The 23723-nt window shown below is 38.0% G+C and carries 23 protein-coding genes and 1 other RNA gene; 13 read left to right on the top strand and 11 right to left on the bottom strand.

What is annotated here, in order from left to right:
- Nucleotides 1-119 precede the first annotated feature (119 nt).
- Together pepP and AC1M9N_RS06140 are read right to left on the bottom strand one after the other, a co-directional pair.
- On the bottom strand, nt 120-1439 hold the full coding sequence (gene pepP, locus AC1M9N_RS06145; protein ID WP_481954433.1) for a Xaa-Pro aminopeptidase: 1320 nt from the start codon (nt 1437-1439) through the stop codon (nt 120-122).
- Between the two features lie 82 nt (nt 1440-1521).
- The gene (locus AC1M9N_RS06140) at nt 1522-2142 is read right to left on the bottom strand and encodes a UPF0149 family protein (RefSeq protein ID WP_481954432.1); all 621 of its coding nucleotides are present in this window, start codon (nt 2140-2142) and stop codon (nt 1522-1524) included.
- A gap of 65 nt (nt 2143-2207) precedes the next feature.
- Between AC1M9N_RS06140 and AC1M9N_RS06135 the strand changes: the two genes are divergently transcribed.
- From AC1M9N_RS06135 to AC1M9N_RS06120, 4 genes are all read left to right on the top strand, one after another.
- Nucleotides 2208-2759 carry a hypothetical protein gene (locus AC1M9N_RS06135; protein ID WP_035269763.1) on the top strand — a complete coding sequence of 184 codons (552 nt, stop codon included), beginning with the start codon at nt 2208-2210 and terminating at the stop codon, nt 2757-2759.
- 2 nt (nt 2760-2761) lie between these two features.
- On the top strand, nt 2762-3046 hold the full coding sequence (locus AC1M9N_RS06130) for a cell division protein ZapA (protein WP_180027932.1): 285 nt from the start codon (nt 2762-2764) through the stop codon (nt 3044-3046).
- A 101-nt stretch (nt 3047-3147) separates the two neighbouring features.
- Nucleotides 3148-3331, top strand: a non-coding RNA gene (gene ssrS, locus AC1M9N_RS06125) — 6S RNA.
- A gap of 388 nt (nt 3332-3719) precedes the next feature.
- Nucleotides 3720-4694: a hypothetical protein gene (locus AC1M9N_RS06120; RefSeq protein ID WP_481607591.1), complete on the top strand. Its 975-nt coding sequence runs from the start codon at nt 3720-3722 to the stop codon at nt 4692-4694.
- Between the two features lie 253 nt (nt 4695-4947).
- Here AC1M9N_RS06120 and AC1M9N_RS06115 read toward each other — a convergent pair whose 3' ends face one another.
- Nucleotides 4948-6144: a putative solute-binding protein gene (locus AC1M9N_RS06115; protein ID WP_481954454.1), complete on the bottom strand. Its 1197-nt coding sequence runs from the start codon at nt 6142-6144 to the stop codon at nt 4948-4950.
- 285 nt (nt 6145-6429) lie between these two features.
- Between AC1M9N_RS06115 and AC1M9N_RS06110 the strand changes: the two genes are divergently transcribed.
- The 5 genes from AC1M9N_RS06110 (at nt 6430) to AC1M9N_RS06090 (ending at nt 12032) form a co-directional block, all read left to right on the top strand.
- Nucleotides 6430-7044 (top strand): 5-formyltetrahydrofolate cyclo-ligase, encoded by a 615-nt coding sequence (locus tag AC1M9N_RS06110; RefSeq protein WP_481607589.1) that lies wholly within the window; start codon nt 6430-6432, stop codon nt 7042-7044.
- A gap of 116 nt (nt 7045-7160) precedes the next feature.
- A complete protein-coding gene (lon, locus tag AC1M9N_RS06105; RefSeq protein WP_035269773.1) occupies nt 7161-9587 on the top strand; it encodes an endopeptidase La in 2427 nt (808 codons plus the stop codon).
- Between the two features lie 155 nt (nt 9588-9742).
- Nucleotides 9743-10225, top strand: a complete 483-nt coding sequence (rlmH, locus tag AC1M9N_RS06100; RefSeq protein WP_035268469.1) for a 23S rRNA (pseudouridine(1915)-N(3))-methyltransferase RlmH — start codon at nt 9743-9745, stop codon at nt 10223-10225.
- A gap of 100 nt (nt 10226-10325) precedes the next feature.
- A complete protein-coding gene (locus AC1M9N_RS06095; RefSeq protein ID WP_481586468.1) occupies nt 10326-11102 on the top strand; it encodes a DODA-type extradiol aromatic ring-opening family dioxygenase in 777 nt (258 codons plus the stop codon).
- 153 nt (nt 11103-11255) lie between these two features.
- Nucleotides 11256-12032 carry a DUF4377 domain-containing protein gene (locus AC1M9N_RS06090; RefSeq protein ID WP_481954431.1) on the top strand — a complete coding sequence of 259 codons (777 nt, stop codon included), beginning with the start codon at nt 11256-11258 and terminating at the stop codon, nt 12030-12032.
- A gap of 50 nt (nt 12033-12082) precedes the next feature.
- Here AC1M9N_RS06090 and gdhA read toward each other — a convergent pair whose 3' ends face one another.
- Nucleotides 12083-13426, bottom strand: coding sequence for an NADP-specific glutamate dehydrogenase (gdhA, locus tag AC1M9N_RS06085; RefSeq protein ID WP_035268479.1), 1344 nt, complete (start codon nt 13424-13426; stop codon nt 12083-12085).
- Between the two features lie 336 nt (nt 13427-13762).
- Here gdhA and AC1M9N_RS06080 point away from each other — a divergent pair, with 336 nt between their 5' ends.
- Nucleotides 13763-14554 (top strand): RnfABCDGE type electron transport complex subunit B, encoded by a 792-nt coding sequence (locus AC1M9N_RS06080; protein ID WP_180027938.1) that lies wholly within the window; start codon nt 13763-13765, stop codon nt 14552-14554.
- On the top strand, nt 14555-15256 hold the full coding sequence (nth, locus tag AC1M9N_RS06075; protein WP_481597251.1) for an endonuclease III: 702 nt from the start codon (nt 14555-14557) through the stop codon (nt 15254-15256).
- On the opposite strand, the gene AC1M9N_RS06070 is transcribed toward nth, so the two are convergent.
- From AC1M9N_RS06070 to AC1M9N_RS06055, 4 genes are all read right to left on the bottom strand, one after another.
- Entirely contained in the window at nt 15253-15405 is a 153-nt protein-coding gene (locus tag AC1M9N_RS06070) for a hypothetical protein (protein ID WP_171076785.1), read from the bottom strand. The genes nth and AC1M9N_RS06070 overlap by 4 nt on opposite strands.
- 75 nt (nt 15406-15480) lie before the next feature.
- Entirely contained in the window at nt 15481-16140 is a 660-nt protein-coding gene (gene adk, locus AC1M9N_RS06065; RefSeq protein WP_035268488.1) for an adenylate kinase, read from the bottom strand.
- A gap of 75 nt (nt 16141-16215) precedes the next feature.
- Nucleotides 16216-17532, bottom strand: coding sequence for a DUF445 domain-containing protein (locus AC1M9N_RS06060; protein WP_035268489.1), 1317 nt, complete (start codon nt 17530-17532; stop codon nt 16216-16218).
- A 64-nt stretch (nt 17533-17596) separates the two neighbouring features.
- Entirely contained in the window at nt 17597-18112 is a 516-nt protein-coding gene (locus tag AC1M9N_RS06055; protein WP_035268492.1) for a hypothetical protein, read from the bottom strand.
- Between the two features lie 236 nt (nt 18113-18348).
- Between AC1M9N_RS06055 and mrdA the strand changes: the two genes are divergently transcribed.
- Nucleotides 18349-20448: a penicillin-binding protein 2 gene (gene mrdA / locus AC1M9N_RS06050; protein WP_481954430.1), complete on the top strand. Its 2100-nt coding sequence runs from the start codon at nt 18349-18351 to the stop codon at nt 20446-20448.
- A complete protein-coding gene (gene rsmD, locus AC1M9N_RS06045; RefSeq protein ID WP_481954429.1) occupies nt 20449-21000 on the top strand; it encodes a 16S rRNA (guanine(966)-N(2))-methyltransferase RsmD in 552 nt (183 codons plus the stop codon). It begins immediately after the preceding gene.
- A gap of 4 nt (nt 21001-21004) precedes the next feature.
- Here rsmD and AC1M9N_RS06040 read toward each other — a convergent pair whose 3' ends face one another.
- From AC1M9N_RS06040 to sucC, 3 genes are all read right to left on the bottom strand, one after another.
- Complete coding sequence (locus tag AC1M9N_RS06040) at nt 21005-21484, bottom strand: hypothetical protein (protein WP_051586602.1); 480 nt, start codon at nt 21482-21484, stop codon at nt 21005-21007.
- A gap of 77 nt (nt 21485-21561) precedes the next feature.
- Nucleotides 21562-22452 carry a succinate--CoA ligase subunit alpha gene (sucD, locus tag AC1M9N_RS06035; RefSeq protein WP_035268498.1) on the bottom strand — a complete coding sequence of 297 codons (891 nt, stop codon included), beginning with the start codon at nt 22450-22452 and terminating at the stop codon, nt 21562-21564.
- Between the two features lie 12 nt (nt 22453-22464).
- A complete protein-coding gene (sucC, locus tag AC1M9N_RS06030; RefSeq protein ID WP_035268500.1) occupies nt 22465-23631 on the bottom strand; it encodes an ADP-forming succinate--CoA ligase subunit beta in 1167 nt (388 codons plus the stop codon).
- Nucleotides 23632-23723 lie beyond the last annotated feature (92 nt).

Genomic DNA, 23723 nt, shown 5'->3' with positions numbered 1-23723 from the left:
TTACTTTTTATAATGAATTAGCGTTATTGAAGATGAAGCCATAATTCATTTTTCAATATTGAATATGACATTGAAAAAAAGCCGATGTTTCCATCGACTTTTGAGATTTGTGAAAATGGTTAACTCGCCATCAAGGCTTCGATATCTTCAATGGTTTTCACTACTTTAGCAGTCAGGTTTCTCGGTCCATCTTGAGTGACCACAATATCATCTTCAATGCGAATACCAATCCCTCTCCATTTTGGATCGACAGTTTCATCATCAGGGGCAATATATAAACCTGGTTCAATGGTCACCACCATACCTTCTTGATATGTTCGCCATTCTCCATCGACTTTATATGCCCCTACGTCATGAACATCCATGCCTAACCAGTGACCAGTTCCATGCATATAAAATTGACGATAGGCTTCTGTCTCAATGATTTCATCGAGATCACCCTGCATGATTCCAAGATTAAGCAAGCCTTGCACTAAAATACGAACAGCAACGTAGTGTGGCTCTTTGTAAGAGTTACCAATTCTAACCGCATCTATTGCAGCGATTTGAGCATCAAGCACTATATTATAAAGCGCCTTTTGTTCAGGATTAAATTTACCATTTACTGGAAATGTCCGAGTGATATCTGACGCGTAAAATTCATATTCACAAGCTGCATCTATTAAAACTAAATCGCCGTCATTAAGTTGTTTGTTATTTTCAACATAGTGCAATATACAAGCATTTTCACCACCACCCACAATACTGTTATACGATGGTACACAACCATTTTTACCAAAAATATAATTCAGCTCCGCTTCTAAAGCATATTCCATCATTCCTGGTCGTACAGATTTCATCGCTTGCATATGTGCTTGAGCAGAAATATCAGATGCGATTTGCATTAACTCTATTTCTTTTGGCTCTTTGTGTAGACGCATCTCATCTAAAATTGTATCTAACTGAATCAATTGTGTCGGTGCAGCGGTACCACGTCGGCTTTCACCACTTGCTTCTGCAATCCATTTTGTAATTTTTGCATCAAAACTGGCTTGTTGACCAATTCTATAAAATAATCTTTCTTTTCCTTGAAGCTTTGCGATCATTTCTTCGTCTAGTAGATCAATCGCATAAGCTTCATCCGCATCATAATCATCGACTGCACCATCAATCCCTGCACGGTAACCTGTCCAGATTTCCATCTCTCGATTGCGTTCACGACAAAATAAACTGTAGGTATAACCTTCTTCTTCAGTATCAAATGTTTCAATTACAGCAACTGCTTCAGGCTCTGCAAATCCCGTTAGATAAAAAAAGCTACTATCAGCGCGATATTTATAATCAGCATCACGATTTCTAAACATTTCTTCACGTGTTGCAATAATTGCAATGCTTCTTAGGCCTATTTCAGCGGCTAATTGATCACGTCGTTTTTGAAAATCTGATTGAGTAAGTTTCATATCTTTTCTGCAGCTTAGGCTATTTAATTTAAGAAAATACAGTACTACTTATATGTTAAGTAGTACTCTTGATTAAATGTAATCAACTTGGTCGATGAGGTGTAAACATCTCAACGACACTTTGCTCATTTTTTTTCGAAATTGTTGGTTTTACATGTTTCAGTAATGAGCTTTCTTCAACAGCAATCTTGGTTCGTCCAACAGATAAACTCACTGGAATTAATCGAACAAATTCATAAAGTTCTTGATAGCTAATTTCACCTTCTTCATCATTATCAGAATCTTCAAACTCGACTGCTGCAATATCTTGCAAGTGTTCAATCAACTCAGCTTCATCAGCACGAATATGCCCAGACGCTAATCCAAACCCCAATACCACTCCTGCACACCAATCTGCTAAAGCTTGAACACGCTCAGACAATACATGTTCATCATCAGGCAAAATGGGTAAATAATCTAATTCATCTTCTGATAAAGCATGCGAAACATCTTCAGATTCCTCAGCCAGTAAATTAAGAGCAGTAGGTTCTAATTGAGGCACATTCAATGTAGACAAAATTCGTATCCACTCCTCATGAGATGGCGGTTCAGTTACACAAACAATACCTGTAAGTAGACCATGTAACTCACTAGGACTAGTAATTTCCTCAATTGAACCGAATTGTTGGTTCCAATCTGTCCAACCTGAAATATCGTCTTGCATTCGCTTTTCCAATCTCTATACTTCTGTATATATTACCTTTGATTGCGAAACTACGCGACCTCGTTATGTTAGAACAATTACAGCGTTTACAAACGCATTTAGGCACGCTTAAACATCGTTTGTCCGAAACCGAACAAATGAATAGTTCTCTTGAAGCTAAGCAGAAAGAACTTCAGGAAACTCATCAAACTCAAACTGCTCAAAAAAATAGCGTCATCACTCAAAAGCAAGAACAGATTGAAAGTCTAAATGACAAATACAATCAATTGGATGGTATTTATAAAACTTTAAATCAAGATGCTACTGCTTTAGCAGAACGTTATAGTCGTTTAGAAAAGAGTTGTACTGATTTAAAAAATAGATTTCAGGAAATCTTGGCTGAAAGGAATGAGTTGAGAGTCATCAAAGAAAAAATGTTGGCTGAACAACGTCAAGCTCAAAAAGAAATTGATGAATTGAAGGCTGAAAATCAACGTTTAATCAAAAAAAATGAACTCGCTAAAACTAAGGTTGAGCAAATCATTCAACGATTGGCCATTTTAGGTACTGATCAAGATCATCATGCCCAAGAAATCCAACAATTAGAAAATCCGGCTGAACAAAATGAGGAAGCATAATTATGTCTGAAGTCGTTACAGTCGAGTTAAGACTAATTGAACAAACATTTAGACTTTCAACCACTCAAGATCGGAAAGATGATTTACAACGTGCTGGTGATTTGCTGAATGAGAAATTTCAAGAATTTCGTAGAAAAGCACCTAACGTAGAACACAATAAGCTCGTTATCATGGTGGCTTTAGAGCTTATGCAAGAAGTTTTAACAATGAACAAATCCTTACAAGAATATTCTCATTGTGAACGCTTACTTGCAACAATCTTGGAAGACGTTGAAAAAACTGTATAAATTTGATCTAAGTTTGCACAGTCAGTTTTACTGAGTGAATTATCACGCAAATAATGGGTACACCAAGGTTTGCCAATCTCACTCATTTCGTTATACTTAATTTAACTCTGGGATGTTCGCCAGCGGGTCTATTCCCCTGCCGATACTTAAACTTATGGATTGTGTTCTGTATATTTAGAGCGTATGCCCACCTCGAGTGGGAAACCCAGCAAGTATACGTCGCGTCCACCTTGAACTCGTCGGGTTCAGGGTAACGACACATGCAGCGGCATCTCCGGAGTCTTTATTTTATTTTCTCTTTTTTCTTATTTTTGAATAAACATCCTTGTGCTTTATCCCAAATTAATAATTTTTGATTTTTATCACATTATCATCACCATAAACAAATTATTACACACTTTTCTAAAATAAATATATTTAATCCTCAATATTATTTAATTATTTAAACCTATTGCTTTATATATATTTAACAATATAAAAAAATTGACATATTATTTGTAAATTTGGTTAATAATGACCTAGTAACTTTTCTAAAATTTAAATTATTATTCCCCATAATAGAAATTACACAAAAAGTATTTCATTTTAATGTCTTCTTATTGTTTAAAGACTTCATATTATTAGTCAAACATTATAAACAATGAGAATACATTTATATTTAAAGGAAGAGAATATGTCTAAATTAGCAAAATTGGCTGGGGTTGCGAGTATTGCTGCAATACTAAGTGCATGTGGTGGTGGAAGTGAATCGAAGCTTGACACGCCAAATGATAATTATATTAAACCAGGCGATGTGAGCTCTACATTTATACCTTTTAAAGATAAGGATTTTTTAACAAAACTTAAAGAAAAGCTTGGTTTTTCAGAATCTTTGAATGTCATGGATGATCGATTTAATCAAGCATTAGGACATATGATTGGCGAAACATTGGGTGATGGACCCATTACTCGTACAGGTAGAGTAATTGAATTAACAGATCAAGGAACAAGTGCATTTACAATTTTTAGAAATTCAATTTGTACTGAGCTCACTAAAAGTGGAACTACTCAAACAATCAAGCTAAAAAGTGGTAATGATTCTTGTGCAACTAGTTTCGGCAAGGAAGTCGTAACATTTAAAGGAGGATCTATTTCGCTTACTGAAACATTAAGCTCTACCACAGTTGAGTTTAATAATGCGCTTTATACACCGTGGACTGATACATCTAAACTATATTTAGTCACTGGTAAAATTGTAAAAGATACAGTTGGTTCTAATGGCGCAATTTATTCTGTAAAAGATCCTTTAAAATTCCAGATTGTAGATAAAAATAACCCTAGCACTACATTGGAATATATGGGGCTACAGGATTATGAATACCGTTTTTTTGATGATCAATTACAAAGTGTGTCAAGTAAAGGTACAATCGTTGGCCAACCTAAAGATGCTAATTTTTCATATGCATTTAACTTCAGTGTAACTCAACCATTCGAAAAAGAGTGGTGGAGAATTTACCCGAAAGCAGGCGGTAAGTTAGAAATTATTGATGAGTACAATCAAAAGATTGTCGTTGAACAAACTAAAGATTATTCATCATCCGCATCAGTTCGCTTTAACTCAGGCGTGCCAACTAATGTGTCTTGGAGCGATATCGTTAAAAAGAAATAGGCATAAAGCCCCCATCTGGGGGCTTTTTTAACCATTTAATTCCATGTGTTGCGCGTTCTCTGACATTCTAAGCTGCTCATAATGCACTGGATCATATGCGCATGCACTTATCAACAAAGTATAAGTAACTACTGCGATAAAAATTTTCATCTCACATTTACTCATGAACCAATATGTGGGTAATTTAAAGCACGGCTAAAAACAAATAAAACCGATTAAAATTATAAAAACCATCTATTTTATAGATTATTAGTTACTCATCTTGAAGCGCACACTCATAATTCTTAGGATCATCACTACATCGTATCTTTTTAAGGATAGACATCATTTCAGGATGATAATGCCCTTCTTTTGTCATCTGAATTCTAGCTTCGCGCATAATTTTCAAATATCCAGGTTTCTCAGCATCTCTAATATTCATCCAAAATTTAGGATCAATTTTAGATTCAATTTGATCAATAAATTTATAAGCTGGTGTTAATTGCTTGGAAATAATCTCCCTTGCTATGGGCCCCATTCCAGCAGGAAATTTATTTCGATGCATAATCAATGTACCCGTCACTTGAACCAGTGGAAAACGAATAATTGCGCCTCGTAGCTCGCCCTTGTTTGTCATTCCACGATAGAGTTCCAAAGGTTCAAATAAGATTGCAGGTGCTGCGATAATATCAACTTCCTTATTGTTGAATTTTCCGCCTACAGAAGTTAAATCCACTGAAACTGGTTGAGCACCAACATTTTGGACTAATTTTTTTTGGGTTGCGTCAAAACTCATTACAGCAACTTTTTTCCCAGCTGCTTTAGATAAAGTATCAATTTTACGATCATTTACCATAATATAAGCAGCACCTAAAGGCACAATACCGACAACCTCATAATCCTTATTGACCATTTTCGAGTCAAATTCAGGTCTTGCTAACAGCTGAATCACTTTAGTCAGTTGTTTATAGTTTTGAACTGCACCTATTGCATCAATACTTCCAACAAAAGAGTTGAATTGCTTAGCACGTAAATTACTTATTCCAGCACCATCACAACGTTTACTTCTAAAGTCTTCAGTTAAAACCCGTTCATCTGTATAGACTTTTAAATTAACTTCAGTGGATGTTTTTTGCTTTAATTTTGGATAATTCAAATCTATCTGCATTTGTAGCTTAGCCGTACGATTGACCGTCATTTGCACGCCGAAATCTTGAGCAACTTTAGCAATTCGTGGTAATTCACTCATATAGCTCGTCGCCTGCTCAAATGCTTCACCATGAGCACCGCTCGGTGAATACACACATAAGGTGACTTGTTTCGGAATCTGTTGCCAAACTTTTGGATCATTCAGTAGTTTTTTTATTTTATTCACAGAATGGCTGGACAGTGATAAATCCAACTTAGAGCTAGTTTGAGCATTTACATGATTTGTGATTAGACCAGAAAGACTAATTACTGTCGTGAGCATAACCATACGATAAGCATGCTTGCTCTTTTTAAATAGACTACCGTTTTTTTTATTTTTCATTATCGTTCCCTTTTCTATTCTTTATGATCAGAGCTTCATTGATCTGATAGAGTTCAGCTTATCGGCTTCAATTAAAAATTAAATTGACCCCAATCTTTTATTTGTTACACCTAGAGTAAATGAAAAATATACTATCGAAAATATTCAAATCAGGTTGAATAAACCTGAGTAAAAATCGATAAACTACTTACCCTTACACATGCACTTAGATTGGTACAGTTTGAAATGCAGTTGCAGACACAACTTTTAAGAAAAAATCTACGTTCTCGTAGAAGACAACTCTCAATTTTTACGCAACGACGTTCTGCTTTTCAGATTTTGTCAAAAATCCAATCTCATTCTAAATTTAAATCTGCACAAAAAATTGGGATTTATTTAGATGCATTCGGTGAAGTTCAAACACATATCCTAATCATGCATTGCTTTTCAAAGCATAAAGTCGTCTATCTCCCAAAAGTCTCCAGACTTGATTCAACTTTAAAATGGGTTCCAATTTCAAAGCATCAATATCTAAATAAACGTTTTACTAAACATAAATTAGGCATGTATGAGCCTATGCATAGATTGGGGCAAAATGTAAAACAACTTGATGTACTGTTGATGCCCCTTGTTGCGTGTGATCATCATGGAACACGTATGGGTATGGGAGGTGGCTTTTATGATAGAACGTTAAAGCATGCGAGCAATCACCCCTATCGCATCGGTTTAGCGCATGACTTTCAATTAATTTTAGATCCTTTAAATCGCCAGCCTTGGGATCAGCCATTAGATGAGTTAATCACCCCTAAAAAACGATTAAAATTCAAACGGAGAATATTAATTCACCCTAAATCCAACTGAATTTATCAAGATTAGTAGAAATAAATCGAATTTTATCGATTTTCACCCTTGTATTTTTTAATTTACACATCACTATAAAAATATGGCAACACCGTTGTCACTCATTAGGAGTGCTCATGACTGATATTATTATGAATGAAGAAAACTTAGAACTTCAGACCCCTAGCGTGTTACCGCTATTAGCTTTGCGTGATGTTGTGGTTTATCCACACATGCAAATTGCGCTTTTTGTCGGCCGTGAAAAATCGATTAAAGCAGTTGATGTAGCTCGTAACAGTGACAATTTAGTTTTTGTAGTAGCTCAACAAGATTCTCTTACAGAAGAAATTGATCACGACAATTTATATCAATACGGTACTGTCGCGAAGATTGTGCAAGTCGTAAATCATGAGAACGATGAAAACTGCATTAAGGTTTTAATCGAGGGTATTTATCGCTCTAAATTGATTAATATTTACGATCAAAACGATTATTTAGAAGCTGAGCACAGCCTTAGCCCAATGACGATCCGTATGGAATCGGCAACTCAACAAACTCGCCTCGAAGAATTACGTGGTCTTTTCAGCCAATACGCTGAAGCAAAACTACGTAATGCGCGTGAGTTAATTAATGCTGCAAATAAAATCGATGATTTATTGCAACTCATGTTCTTCGTCGCAACACGCGTGCCGTTAAACATTGAAGTGAAACAAAAATTCCTCGAACACGATGAATTTGAAGCTCATTTACAAGAGTTAATGACTTATTTGCTTCAACAGTCTGAAGAACAACAGATTGAGCAAAATTTACATGACAATGTAAAACGTCAAATGGAAAAGAATCAGCGCGAATATTTTCTAAATGAAAAAATGAAAGTTATTCAGCGTGAACTTTCTGACATGAATGGCGGTGCTGAAGATGACATTGCTGAGATAGAAAAACGCTTAGCTGAAGCGGATCTTCCTGAGCATGTTCGTAAAAAAGCAGAAGGTGAATTCCGTAAGCTCAAAGCAATGCAGCCTGCATCGAGTGAAGCAGCCGTAGTTCGTAATTACATCGAAACTATTTTAGATACACCATGGAATAAGGCAAGCAAAGTAAGTATTAATCTTGCTAAAGCTCAAGATATTCTTGATGCTGATCATTATGGTTTGGATGAAGTTAAAGAACGTATCGTTGAATATCTTGCTGTTCAGTCACGTGTAAAAAAACTACGTGGACCAGTATTGTGTCTCGTAGGTCCTCCTGGTGTAGGTAAAACCTCATTAGGTGAGTCTGTAGCTAAAGCAACAGGTCGCGAATTCGTTCGAATGGCACTTGGTGGTGTTCGTGATGAGGCTGAGATTCGTGGACATCGCAGAACTTATATTGGTGCGATGCCAGGTAAGATTGTGCAATCACTTTCTAAAGTTGGTGTAAAGAACCCTTTATTCCTACTCGATGAAATTGACAAAATGGCTCAAGATCATCGTGGTGATCCTGCATCTGCCTTGTTAGAAGTACTTGATCCTTCACAGAATCACAAATTCAACGATCACTATCTTGATCTTGATCTTGATTTATCTGAAGTCATGTTTATTTGTACTGCAAACAGTATGAATATCCCTGAAGCTTTGTTAGATCGTATGGAGGTCATTCGGCTCCCTGGTTATACAGAGGAAGAGAAAATCAATATTGCTGAGCGTTACTTAGTACCTAAAGCAATCAAGAATAATGGCTTACGCGCTAAGGAATTAAGTGTACATGAAGAAGCAATCCGAGATATCGTACAACGCTATACACGTGAAGCTGGTGTTCGAAGTTTAGAGCGTGAAGTCTCTAAAATTGCACGTAAAGTGGTTAAAGAAGCGGTTAGTAAAAAAGCGAAAAATCTTCAAATTGAAGTTAATTCGGCAAATCTACCTGACTACTTAGGGCCACATAAATTCGATTTTGGTATGGCGGAAGAAGAAGCTCAAGTCGGTCGTGTTAATGGTCTAGCTTGGACTTCAGTTGGTGGTGAACTACTGACAATTGAAGTTGCAGCAATGAAAGGTAAAGGCAAATTTGTAACCACTGGTTCTTTAGGTGATGTTATGAAGGAGTCTATTACTGCAGCGATGACCGTAGTGCGTACACGAGCTGATGCTTTGGGTATCGATTCTACTCGCTTTGAAGAAACCGATATTCACGTGCACTTACCTGAAGGCGCTACGCCTAAAGATGGTCCTTCAGCTGGTCTTGCTTTGACGACAGCATTAGTTTCAGCGTTTACTGGCATTGCGATTCGACCTGATATTGCAATGACTGGTGAAACTAGCTTGAGTGGCCGTGCAATGCGTATTGGTGGTTTAAAGGAAAAATTACTGGCTGCACATCGTGGCGGTGTAAAAATGGTCTTTATTCCACAGGAAAATGCACGCGATTTAGTCGAAATTCCTGATAATGTGAAAGAAGGTTTAGATATCAAAGTTGTAAAATCAATTGATGAAATTTTACCACTAGCATTAACCTCTATGCCCAAACCATTAGTCAAAACACCCATTGTTAAAGCAGTTGACGAATCAAAATCTGCACGACACTAATCGGTCTTTTAAGTGAAGAAAGAGAGCTTAGGCTCTCTTTTTTATAAGATGTCAATGGATGCAAAATTAACAACCCATTATGTTTTAACTTTTGAATTTATAAATTCATCACTTTGAAATGTATAATATCGTGAAACTTCTAGTGACACATTTTCATGAAAATTCGTATCTTGACCATTGGTCAAAAAATGCCAGCATGGGTTCTTACTGGTTTTGAAGATTATTTCAAAAGAATTCAACCTTTTGTACAAACTCAAATTGTTGAGCTTCCTATGGCGAAACGCGGAAAGAATGACTCTGAAGCTGATATTTTAAAATACCGTAATATCGAAGGCGATAGCATTTTAAATGCACTGAAAGGAAATGAACTTTTAATTGCACTTGAAGTGGGAGGAAAAGAGTTTAGTACAGAAAAATTAGCTGAAACCATGAAAGGTTGGATGCTTGAAGGGAATGATGTTGTGCTCGCGATTGGTGGACCTGATGGACATTCTGATGCAGTTCGTAAAGCTGCTGCTTGGCACTGGTCTTTATCTAAATTAACGCTACCCCACCCTATGGTTCGCATTCTGTTGATTGAACAACTTTACCGTGCCATGAGCATTAATCATAACCATCCGTACCATCGTGCTGGATAATCGTTCCGAATTTGCAACATGATGTTCAAATTTAAATGGTTATTCTGACTTCTAAAATTTGCGATGATCACCTCATACATCTAAGAATGGAACCACCCTCATGACTATTCAAACGCTACCTGGCTTATTCATCTCACATGGCTCTCCAATGCTGGCTTTGAATCCTGAACAGGTTGGTCCAGCTTTACATCGCTTGAGTCTCAATTTGCCCAAACCTAGAGCGATAATCGTCATGTCTGCGCATTGGGAAAGCAAAGCACTCGAAGTAAGTACGGGGACTAGACCTGAAACATGGCACGATTTTCGAGGTTTCCCAGATGCACTTTATGAAATTCGCTATCCTGCCCCTGGTGCTCCAGATGTTGCTGAACAAGTTTTAAATTTATTCGCTGAGGCACAAATTACTGCACATGCCAATAGTACAAGACCTCGTGATCATGGCGTATGGATGCCTTTATTACATATGTATCCAGAAGCTGATATCCCCGTAGTCGAAATCTCTTTACCCATGACGATGTCTGCTGAAGCGATATTTAAAATTGGTCAAGCTCTCGCTCCATTAAGAGATCAGCAAATATTATTAATTGGCTCGGGAAGCATTACTCATAATTTAAGAGAGCTTGCTTGGCATGGTGAAACGAGTGAAGTTCCAGAATGGGCATCAACTTTTAGAAACTACGTGGTGCAGCAGCTCACTCATTCGGATTATCCTGCTATTTTAGCGTGGAATACGATTCCTTATGTTCATCGTAACCACCCTACGATAGAACACTTTGCACCTTTATTTTTCTCTATGGGCACTGGTGATCGTTTTAGCATTGTACATAGTAGTTTTACCATGGGTGCTTTAGGAATGGATATTTATCGCTTTGATTGAGAGAAAATAAAATATCATTTTTTAAATGACCATCACGAATTAATCATCGATCAATGGATACATTTTGATACTGAAAAGTGCAGAATGTATCCATATTTTTTTAGATGCCCTGCGTTATCCTTCTTCTGATCAATACAATTTAGAAAACTTGTTATGAAATTAAAATTAATTGCCTTGGCTATTTTGCCTATCACACTTGCTGCGTGTCAGACTTCCGATCTACAAAAAGCTGGGGATTTAGCTGTGTCTGTGCTTCAACAACAAAATGCTGATCAAACTCTCTCTGCATACCAATGGCAAGCCAATCCACAAAATGCGCCTCAACCAATCACTTTAAACTTCACCGCTGATAAAAAACTTTCAATTCATACGAGCTGCAATACTTTATTTGGCGGGTTTGAGCTAAAAAACAATACTATCGTAGCTGCTCAACTTGCATCTACCATGAAGGGATGTAATGGTTTGGCTGCCGAACAAGAACGCTTTGCTGGAAATCTATTTTCCCAAGCTGCTGTTCCTTTCGTGCTTAATTTAAATGATCGTGATAATCCAACGTTGACTTTGGTACAGCCGAATGGTGAAAAGATTATCTTCACGGGTAAAATGACACCTGAAACCAAATACAAAACTCAAGGTGAAACCATATTTCTTGAAATTTCGCCAGAAACTAAACAATGTACTGGTGTAGCTCCCCAAACTTGTCTACAAGTCAGAGAAATAAAATACAACGATAGCGGTATTAAATCGCAAGTCGATAAAGACTGGACTTTATTCTACGATCAAATTGAAGGTTTTTCACATAGTCCGAATGAACGTCAAATCATTCGTGTAAAACGTTATGAAATTAAAAATCCTGCTGCAGATCAATCAAAGTATGCTTATATTTTTGATATGGCTGTAGAACGTGAAGCTGTAAAAGGTTCTTTATAAAGAATAAAAAACCGAGGCTAAGCCTCGGTTTTTTATTTTTGAATATATTCTTAGAATACACCCTGAGCTAACATCGCATCAGCAACTTTTACGAAACCAGCAATGTTCGCACCATCTACATAATTCACAGTACCATCTTCTTGAGTACCGAATTTTACGCAGTTACGGTGAATTTCTTTCATGATTGCATGTAAACGCTCATCTACTTCTTCGAAAGACCAACCTAAACGAAGCGCATTTTGAGACATTTCAAGACCAGAAGTTGCAACACCACCTGCATTAGATGCCTTACCTGGAGCATACAGAATTTTTGCATCAACGAATTTTTCAACTGCAGCAAGTGTAGAAGGCATATTTGCGCCTTCAGCTACGCAGATCACACCATTTGCAAGCAATTTATCCGCATCATCAGCATCTAATTCATTTTGTGTTGCACATGGAAGTGCGATATCACACTTAATACCCCAAGGACGTTGCCCTTCAAGATATTCAAAACCATGCTTCGCTGCAAACTCAGAGATACGACCACGTTGAACGTTTTTAAGCTCCATTACTTCAGCTAAAAGCTCTGGAGTTAAACCGTCTTTAATGTATACAGTACCAGCTGAATCTGAAAGTGAAACAACTTTTGCGCCCAAATACATTGCTTTGTCAGCAGCAAACTGTGCAACGTTACCCGAACCAGAGATTGTAACTACCTTGTCTTTGAAACTGTCGTTACGAGTCTTAAGCATTTCCTCAGCGAAATACACTGTGCCGTAACCAGTTGCTTCAGGGCGCGCTAGTGAACCACCAAAAGTTAAACCCTTACCTGTAAATACGCATGAAGTGTCATTGCTGAGCTTCTTCATCATACCCGCCATGTAACCAACTTCGCGGCCACCAACACCAATATCACCCGCAGGAATATCTGTGTCAGATCCTAAGTGACGGTATAACTCGATCATGAGTGCTTGGCAGAAACGCATGATTTCGCCTTCTGATTTACCTTTAGGGTCAAAATCAGAACCACCTTTACCACCACCCATTGGTAGTGTAGTTAACGCATTTTTGAAAGTCTGTTCAAAACCTAAGAATTTTAGGATTGAAAGGTTCACTGAAGGGTGGAAACGCATACCACCTTTGAATGGACCAATTGCTGAGTTGTACTGAACACGGAACGCACGGTTAACGTGTGTTTGACCTTGATCATCAACCCAAGAAACGCGGAATTGAATCGCACGTTCAGGTTCAACTAAACGTTCTAATAAACCATGAGCTGCATACTTAGGGTTCTTTTCAATAAAAGGCCATAAGCTTGTCATCACCTCTTCAACAGCTTGAAGAAATTCTGGTTGATGTGCATCACGTGTTTTAACGTAGTCTAGGAAGTCGTTAAGGCTGTTGTATTTCAACGCTTAATCCTCAGCAGAAAATGGATCAAAATTGGTCAAAATTTCAATATATTGATAAGTTTTGGCGCAAAGTATTAAATATCTTTTACAGGCACTGTACAATAGTTTTCATAATTTTTTTTAATATTTTTTTAATTTCAATTACTTAATTATAGTATTTAATAATTTTAAATTATCAAATTCATTACTTTTAATTATGAATTAATGCTTATTCGGCGCTTTTATTGCGCGATAAATGACCCATAACAGCGCACCCCAAACTAACACTAATCATGTTAAAATCATTCATATTTCGCACCTATGATCTCCTTTTCGCTTGATTAAGTTTTAACGTACATGCACGCACAAATCTCATTGATACAACAAGTTGATGCTTTCCTACCTCAAACCCAATGTGGTCTATGTGGCCACCGTGATGGTTGTTTACCTTATGCTAAAGCTATTGTAGAAGGAGAAGACGCGAATAAATGTGTCCCTGGCGGTCAACCTGTTGCTGACGCAATTGCTCACTTACTGAATCGCCCTAAGCTTAAAGCTGAAGAAAGCGTTTGGCCAATTCAATCTGATGGTCGCCCACAGCGTATGAAAGCGATCATACGTGAAGACGAGTGTATTGGTTGCACTAAATGCATCAGTGCTTGCCCTGTAGATGCCATCATTGGATCAGGAAAGTTAATGCATACTGTGTTAACTGATCTTTGTACTGGATGCGAATTATGTATACCACCTTGTCCAGTTGACTGTATCGATCTTGTTGAAGATTTACAGCCCATACCAAATGAGCAAGCCCGCATCCTAGAACAAAATGATCTTAGAAATCGTTATTATGCTCATATTCAACGTGAGGAAAATCGCAGTCTTCATCGCAAAGGTCCTGTCGTTAAAGCTGAAATTGATACTGCGCTTTTTGCTCAATTTTCAAAACAATTACAATCAGTACCTACTATTCAAACGATAAAAAAAACAGCGCTTCATAAGACATTAGATGCAAAATCTACAATCGAACTTGCCAAATTACGTACACAAATTAAAAAGCTTGAAAAACAACTTGCTGTACGTGAGAGTGTCGATAAGCAAGAGCAACTCAATACTTTATATGAAAAACTCAATTCAATTGAGGGTGTTTAAATGAACGTTAAAACACCTAAAACTGTAAAAAACATGACAAAAAACCAAATTCAAATTTTTTTTGAAAGATTAAGAGCTCAACGCCCAAACCCTAAAACAGAGCTGAATTATTCTTCACCCTTTGAGTTGTTAGTTGCTGTGACCTTATCAGCACAAGCCACTGATGTAAGCGTAAATAAGGCCACAGATAAGCTTTTCCCTGTAGCAAACACACCTGAAGCAATCTATGCCTTAGGTGTAGAAGGATTAAAATCTTATATTAAAACAATAGGTCTCTATAACTCTAAAGCTGAAAATGTCATCAAAGCTTGTGAAATATTGATTAAACAACACAACAGTACTGTTCCTAACAACCGTGCTGATTTAGAAGCACTTCCGGGCGTAGGTCGAAAAACTGCAAATGTGGTATTAAATACCGCTTTTGGTCAACCAACCATGGCCGTTGATACCCACATCTTTCGATTAGGTAATCGTACTGGACTTGCGGTAGGAAAAAATGTACTCGAAGTTGAACACCGTCTAGTTAAAGTGATTCCAAAAGAGTTTATTGTAGACGCTCATCATTGGTTAATTTTACATGGACGTTATTGCTGTATTGCGCGGAAGCCAAAGTGCAATGAATGTGTTGTGAGTGACGTGTGCAACTGGCCTGAACGTTTCGAATATGGAGCGACAAGACAGATCGATTTAAAACAGGTTTAACGATCAAGAGATTTTTTTTGATCTTTTTTCTCTTTATCTAATTTCATCTGTTTTTGACTATCGCGAAGTAATTTAAAACTTATAAATACCAAAAAAGACAATACTGCCAAGCATGCAAGCATCAATAAAATAATGGCAATATTTTGCACTTGTTTACCTTAACATCATAAAAAAGAAGCCCTAATATGACTTAGGGCTTCTTTTTTGTCAAAGCTGAATAATGGTTATTTAGTTTGATCTAAAATTGCAAAAAGTTCTTTTTGAACTTCTTCAATAGGACGAAGTCCATTCAACTTATCATACGTTGGCGCATTTTCACCTGAAGCTGCACGCCCTTGGTAAAAGCCAACCAACTGTTCAGTTTCAGTATGATACGAACCTAAGCGCTTACGAATTGTTTCTTCTTGGTCATCTGGACGCTGAACTAAATCTTCACCAGTTTCATCATCTTTGCCTTCCACTTTTGGTGGGTTGTAGACGATATGATAAACACGACCTGATGCTGGATGTTGGCGACGACCCGATAAGCGTTTAACGATTTCTTCATCAGGCACATCAATTTCGATCACGTGATCAATATCAATGCCTTCTTTTTCCAAAGCTTCAGCTTGAGGAATCGTACGAGGGAAACCATCAAAGATACAACCATTTGCACAATCTGGTTGTGCAATACGCTCTTTAACCAGACCAATAATCAGTTCGTCAGAAACTAGACCACCATTGTCCATTACAGATTTTGCCTGTAGACCGAGTTCAGTTCCTTCACGAATTGCAGCACGGAGCATATCACCGGTTGAAATTTGTGGGACATTGTAGCGCTTGCAGATCAACTGAGCTTGAGTACCTTTACCTGCTCCAGGTGGTCCGAGTAATATAATGCGCATAAATAAACATCCTCATTTTAACTATATCGACGATACTTGGTTAATGTCTTTGGTAGGCACCAATCCAGCATCTATTTATAAGAAAGCCACAAATAAATGAATCAGACCCGCGAAGAAACCTGTTACCCCACCTAGCACAATTAAGATCCATTCGTCTTCCTGGAATGCAGGACGTAATAGATTTTGAAACTCGCGCGGCGTTAATTCACGGATACGTTCTTTAAACATTTGATAGATTTTCTGTGCGCGGCTCGCATTAAAAGCTGGGTCGCATACAGGCACCATCGTAATTTCAATTGAGCGATCGATCAAGTCTGTCTTGAGTTTTGCATACTCTTTTGGACCTAAAGATAGCTGTAATGATGTACGAACCAATGGTGTTTCCATGATTTCATTGATATGACGTTTAACAATACGGCGTGTTTTGTCTTTTTTTCCACCATACATCATTTCCATCATAATAGATTTCAATGTAATCAAATCTTCAGTCACTACACGTGCAAATACATCAGATACTTCTTCTTGGCGCTTCATAAACGCACCTTGAATATTATAAGAACCAATGCGTGGAATGACAGGTTTTATCCAAGGGAATTTACGATCTTTCGTTAATTCAAAGAATTGGGGATAACGTATATAGTGTGGTTCAACTGGATTAAATACCATCCAAATTGCAATCCAATTTGTTAAAAAGCCCCAAATTGCTGCCCAGAATGGTACAGTCCAATGCCAAGGCACCACAAACCAAACGATCATTTGGAAGATACCGAAGAACATACCGATTAATGCACTGATATGCCAAATGAAGTTAATTTCTTTTTGACCCACTTTTAGGAACATATTGACCATCAATTGACGGTCGCCTTCCATTTGACTCACTACCATCGCACGCATATCCACGAGCGACTCAACATTTAAAGTTAATTCGGTTACGAGCTCTTTCAAAACATTTGGAAGTTGCTTATGTGCTTGCGCATAAATACGTCTCTTGATTGAGTAAGGTAAGTTTTCCCATAGAACCGCATTGCGATCCATCATCACTTCATCAATTAAGTGCTCTAACTCAAAGCCAACCTGTTCACCAATGATACGAGCAGTATCCTCGGGATCCATCGCATCTAAGAACTCTCGTAAGGAGCCAAGTTTTGATAGTGTATTGTCGGTAATAATACCCGATATACGTCCTGCCTTACGTGGAACAATTCCTTGCCATCCCACCGGAAGCGGACCTAAGTGAAAACCCCAAAACTTAATTGGATAAAACACCATCTTGAGTGCCATCCAGACGTGAGCCCAAGTCACAAATGCGGTTACTGGGATAATACTCAGTACTGCATAAAAATCAGGTCGATTGACGAAGGCTTGCCACAAATCACTCACATATCCAAACATTCATGACTCTCATATTCATATATCTAATTGCAGTCGAACTTGAGGTATAAAACCATAAAGCTTTCTAAAATCCTACACTTAAGGTGTAAGCAAACTGTAGTTCTGGTTTAGTTTCAAAAATCACTTGGTTTCCTTGCGTGATTTCCTCTCCTGCTTTTATCCCTACACTAAATGTACTAATTCTTTCTTTATTCAGCATGACATAAGATAAATCTATACCACCACCGAGTTGAGATTCCTTTTCACCATTGACTGTTTTTGATTTTAGATGACCAGCAAATGCACCTAAATAAAATCCATTTAAGTCCTTAGTTCCGAGAATTATTGGGTAACGAAAACCGACTTGAGCACCCACATCGTGGTCGTCATTTAAGAAAGCGCCAAGCTTTCCGTATCCAATACCGTATGGAGTGACGTATTCTAAATTCCCATGCGCTAACCGTTGTGTAACACCAGCACCCACATTTATTTTAGAAAATTGTTCTGGTTTCAATTTTGCTTCAGGATAAAACGATGAAAAATCTGCGTATGCTAAATTCCCTACCCACATCATGACAGCAAAGGAAACGATTTTTCTCATTATTTTCTCCATTTTCTCAAACTGAGAACAATATTATTATTCATCCATAGTGATTCGACTTTAACAGAATAATTTTCGTTCTTATATACAACAAGCTTTAAAATTAGTGTCTATTTGGTCAAATTTTAATTTTTATAACATACGAACTATTTATTAATTTTACAAATTTTATAGTCAATCTGAGTTAAAATACTTTGATATAAAGTCAGCTTTTACCCGCAAAAAAGTAAAGATCTATGAAGCAGCAGTTCCCACTGAAGAATGTACAACAAGAAAAGCGAATTTTTCGTAGTCGAGTGGTGTTTGCTATTTGCGTGGTAATCTTTTTTTTACTTGTTCTATTGTCTCGATATGCTTATTTGCAAATTGTGCATTACGACCAGTTTAAAGATGCATCGGACAAAAACCGAATTCGTTTACAACCGATTTCCCCTGCCCGCGGTTATATTTTTGATCGTAACGGCATTCTACTGGCTGACAATTATCCAGTTTTTACGGCTACATTAAGTAAAGCGGATGTGCCTGATATTGAAGACACGGTAGAACGCCTTAGAAAGATTATTAACTTGAGCGAAGAAGACATTGAACGCTTCATGAGTCGTGTAAAAACCGCAAAAAAGACTGAACGTGTAACGCTTAAACTAAACTTAACTGAAACAGATATCGCTAAATTTAGCGAAGTAAAGTTTAAATTTCCTGGTGTTTCCATTGAAACCCAAATGACGCGTTATTACCCACACGGTGAATTATTTGCCCATGTTATTGGGTATGTCGGTCGTATTAATGATAAAGAACTTAAAAGCATTGATAAAGATGCTTACGCAGGCACCAACCTGATCGGTAAAATTGGCGTAGAAAAATTTTACGAAGACCTGTTGCATGGTTCACCTGGCTTTGAATCTATTGAGACAGATGCATTTGGTAATGTCTTACGGAAATTAGGGCGTAAAGATTCTGTACGCGGTAATGACCTCTATTTATCACTTGATTATGGCCTCCAAACAGTAGCTGCTGAGCAACTTGCGGGGCGTCGTGGTGCAATTGTTGCAATGGATCCACGTACAGGTGAAATTTTGGCACTCGTTTCGAGTCCGAGTTTCAACCCCAATTTATTCGTGACTGGTATCAGTCATACAGACTATAGTGCACTGCGTGACAATCTAGATCAGCCGTTGTATAACCGCGCAGTTCAAGGGACCTATCCACCAGGTTCTACCATTAAGCCTATGGCTGCATTAGGGGGTATTCACTACGGAATTGTCGATTGGTCAACTGCTATTTCAGATCCAGGTTATTTCCACTTACCAGGAGACTCTCACAAATTCCGCGACTGGAAAAAAACGGGGCATGGTGTAGTCAATATGCATAAATCCATTGTTGTCTCTTGTGATACTTACTATTACGTTCTTTCTTACCAGATGGGGATTGATCGTATGAACACATGGATGCGTCAGTTTGGATTTGGTGAGAAAACGGGTGTAGACCTTCCTAGCGAAAGCACAGGCTTGTATCCTTCGCCAGAATGGAAAATGCGTACTCGCAATTCTAAATGGCTCAAAGGTGAAACAATCTCAGTCAGTATTGGGCAAGGTGCGTTCACTTCTACCCCTTTACAACTCGCGATGGCAACTGCAATTACCGCAAATCATGGCGCCCATGTTACACCGCATGTATTACGTGAAACCAAAGGAACAAAGCAATTCAAAGTCCACAATGCACCAGATTATAAAATTGCCTTCAATGGTGCTGATGAAGATTGGATAAAGATGCGTGATGCCATGGTGGATGTGATCCAATCTGGAACAGGTAAAGGGATTCGTGGTGGACTGCAATATCAAATTGCGGGTAAAACAGGTACCGCTCAGGTCAAGAGTATTGCGCAAGGTAAAAAGTATAACGAAGCTTTATTAACTGAACGTCAACTCGATCACGGCTTATTTGTAGGCTTCGCCCCTGCCGACAACCCAGAAATAGCGATTGCAGTGATATGGGAAAATGGTCGTGGAGGTTCAGGAGCAACCGCACTCGCACGACCTGTATTGGATTATTGGTTACTCCATCGTGATCGTAAACCAATAAAGCCTATGAATCATGTTGTCAGTGGCGGCCTAATGACAGCAGGCATTAAGCCTGGTGAATTACCTAGCGGATCTACCAATTTGTCAGCCGATCCAAATGCACTTCCTCGTGAACTCCCAACATCACGTAACAGCAACAGTGCAACGAATGCAACGAATGCAACGAATGCAACGAATGCAACGAATGCAACGAATGCAACGAATGCAACGAATGCAACGAATGCAAACACTGACACTCAACGTAACACGAGTCAATAAATGAAAAATCAACTCCGCATCATTGGTGGTGAATGGAAACGCCGTGTATTACCTTTTGCCACTATTGAGGGTTTAAGACCAACACCAGATCGTGTACGCGAAACTTTATTTAATTGGTTAATGTGGGATATTCAACAAGCGCAGGTGCTAGATGTTTGCGCTGGATCTGGTTCATTAGGTTTTGAAGCGCTATCTCGAGGGGCAGCTCATGTCACGATGATCGAACCTAATTTAGAGCAAAATAAATTTTTAAAATCAAACTTAGCGCTTTTAAATGTGAATAATGCAAAACTGATTCAAAGCACTGCCCAAATCGCGCTAAAACAACTCTCAAACAATCAATTCGATGTAGTTTTTTTAGATCCTCCCTATAGTTTAAATCTTTGGGAGGAGTTGGCTTCATTGATTGACCCAAAACTCAAAGCAGATGCATTTATTTATGTCGAAGCCGATCAACCATTGTCATCACTTAATCTACCTTCTTCATGGAACCTCATAAAAGAAACCAAAGCTGGAACAGTTAAATCAGGCCTTTATCGAAAAATAGATTAGACATTTAAAATGTCTGATTCCAAAAAATCCGAATCAATCTGCCTCGATCGTAGGGAAACGAGGATAAAAACTCGTACCCTATCGTTTGATTCTGTTTCAGCAAATACTCAACACCATATCCAAACGTAATGCTTAATTGTTCCAGATTTGATAAGTCAAAATGACCTGTATCAAGTTTATTCTTCAATTCATTCCGATCAAAAGCCGTGAAATTAAAAAATTGAATACGTTCGGATTGAAAAATTGAATGCGTCAATACATCAAATCTCGAATATTCTTTCTCATTTAATTCTGCAATCTTGGTCTGTTCACTATTTAAATCTTCTATGGCAGGCTCATAGTGAAGTTCTTGCTGAGCTTCAAAAAAATTAAAAATGAGATTTTGATCATTCGTATTTTCATCATGATCCAAGGAATTCGCGTGAACAGCAGAAATTGAAAAAAACATCAAAGCTTGTAAATAAAGTTTTAAATTTTGAATCATATTAATTTTACGTTTCTATATCTTATTATTATGCATGAAAAAAAGCCTCCACTCAGGAGGCTTTTTTACTTAAAGCATTAAGCTAGACCTTTTTCTTTAAGTACTTCTAGCATCGTTGAACCAAGTTCAGCTGGGCTACGTGTATATGCCATTCCAGCACGTTCAAACGCAGCGAATTTTTCTTCTGCTGTGCCTTTACCACCTGAAATAATAGCACCAGCATGACCCATTCGCTTACCTTTCGGTGCAGTCACACCAGCAATATAACCAACAACGGGTTTGGTCACATTTGATTGGATATATTCTGCCGCTTCTTCTTCAGCTGTACCACCAATCTCACCAATCATAATAATTGCATCTGTGTCTGGATCATCTTGGAACAGTTTCAAAGCATCAATCTGATTCATACCAGGGATTGGATCTCCACCAATACCAATACACGTTGATTGACCTAATCCTAACTTCGTAGTTTGTGCAACAGCTTCATAGGTCAACGTACCAGAACGCGAAATAATACCGATTCGTCCTGGCTGATGAATATGTCCTGGCATAATACCAATCTTACATTCACCCGGCGTGATAACACCTGGACAGTTTGGACCCACTAAGCGAGTGCCATTTCCATTGGTTTCTAGATAGCGTTTCGCTTTCAGCATATCAATGGTTGGTACACCTTCAGTGATAACAACAATCAGTCCAACGCCAGAGTCAACTGCTTCAACGATAGAATCCAATACAAATGGTGCAGGAACGTAAATGACCGATGCATCAGCACCAGTCTCTTTCACTGCATCTTTCATTGTATTGAATACAGGTAGATTTAAATGAGTTTGACCGCCTTTACCTGGAGTCACACCACCCACAACCTTAGTACCATAAGCCAAAGCTTGTTCTGAGTGGAATGTACCATTTTTACCCGTAAAGCCCTGTACCAATACTTTAGTGTCTTTATTAATTAATACGCTCATGATTGATACTCCTTATGCTTTTACTGCAGCAACAATTTTTTCTGCGGCATCAGATAAGCCGTTTGCAGAAATTAGTTTAAGACCAGATTCATCAAGTAATTTTGCACCTAGTTCTGCATTATTCCCTTCTAAGCGAACAACAACAGGCACTGTTACATTTACTTCTTGAACCGCTGCAATAATTGCTTCAGCAATCATGTCACAACGCACAATACCACCGAAGATATTGATCAGCACACCTTGTACTGACTGATCCGCTAAAATGATCTTGAATGCTTCAATTACACGCTCTTTGGTTGCGCCACCACCTACATCCAAGAAGTTTGCTGGTTGACCACCATAGAGTTTAATGATGTCCATGGTTGCCATTGCAAGACCTGCTCCATTCACCATACAACCAATATTACCTTCTAAAGCAACATAGTTAAGGTCAAACTCAGATGCCTTGAGCTCACGCTCATTTTCTTGCGATTTATCTCTTAAAGCAGAAACTTCTGGCAAACGATATAAAGCATTCGAATCAATACCGACCTTGGCATCAACACACAAAATTTCACCATTTTCACGGACTGACAATGGATTAATTTCAAACAATGCGAAATCATTTTCTACGAACGCTTGATAAGCTGCAGACATAATTTTAACAAATTGATTAATCTGTTTATCTTTCAGCTCTAAAGCAAAAGCGACTTCACGAGCTTGGAAAGGAAGTAAGCCAACCAATGGATCTACTTCAACTTTAATAATTTTTTCTGGAGTTTCTTCAGCGACTTTTTCAATTTCGACACCACCTTCAGTAGAAGCCATGAAAGTAATACGACGTGATGAACGATCAACAACTGCGCCTAAATACAATTCACGCTCAACTGGATAGACATCTTCTGCAACGAGTACACTGTTAACTGGTTGCCCATTTGCATCCGTTTGATATGTAACTAAACGAGTACCAATAATTTGCGAAGCATATTCTTTTGCTTCATCAGCTGACTTAACGACTTTAACGCCGCCAGCTTTTCCACGCCCACCGGCATGTACTTGTGCTTTCATAACAGCGAATTTGCCGCCTAGCTGTTCAAATGCTTTTACTGCTTCCTCTGCATTTGTAGCGATGATGCCTTCCTGAACTGGCATACCATATTTTTTTAACAGCGATTTCGCCTGATACTCGTGTAAATTCATTGTTTTACCTTTTACTACTTTTCACTTTTTATGACACACCAATATTTAAACTTCCTTCGCAATAAATATTGGCATTTATTAAATTTAGTATT

It is taken from the genome of Acinetobacter sp. ANC_7655, from assembly GCF_056784015.1.
Note: the sequence above shows the minus strand (reverse complement) of the source record. Positions and strands in the feature narration are given on the sequence as shown.